The 492-nt window shown below is 54.5% G+C and carries 1 protein-coding gene; it reads left to right on the forward strand.

The annotated features are described in order from the left end of the window. A partial coding sequence (locus DPQ25_RS14380; RefSeq protein ID WP_146740582.1) for a type I restriction-modification system subunit M N-terminal domain-containing protein occupies positions 1-492 on the forward strand: 492 nt, incomplete at both ends.

A 492-nucleotide genomic window follows, 5' to 3' on the forward strand; every position in this document is an offset into this window, starting at 1 on the left:
GGGGAAATATGGACGCTTCGGAGTACAAAAGCGTTGTCCTGGGGCTGATTTTCCTTAAATACATTTCTGACCGTTTCGATGAAAAATACCGGGCTCTTGTCGCGGAAGGCGACGGCTTTGAGGAGGATATTGACGAGTACGCCTCCGAGGGGATCTTTTTTGTTCCGGCAAGCGCCCGCTGGAGCGTTATTTCCGCCGCGGCCCATACGCCGGAGATCGGCACGGTTATCGACAGCGCCATGCGCAGCATCGAAAAGGAAAACAAACGGCTCAAGGATGTCCTTCCGAAAAATTTCGCACGGCCGGAGCTGGACAAGCGCCGCCTGGGCGAGGTGGTGGATTTGTTTACCAATATTCAAATGATTGAGCACGGCAGCGAGCGGGACATACTGGGCGGCACCTATCAATACTGCCTGCGAAAATTCGCCGAAAACGAGGGCAAGCTGGCCGGTGAATTTTTCACGCCCGAATGCGTGGTTAAAACGCTGGTGG

This window comes from Hydrogeniiclostridium mannosilyticum, assembly GCF_003268275.1.
Lineage (GTDB): Bacteria > Bacillota > Clostridia > Oscillospirales > Acutalibacteraceae > Hydrogeniiclostridium > Hydrogeniiclostridium mannosilyticum.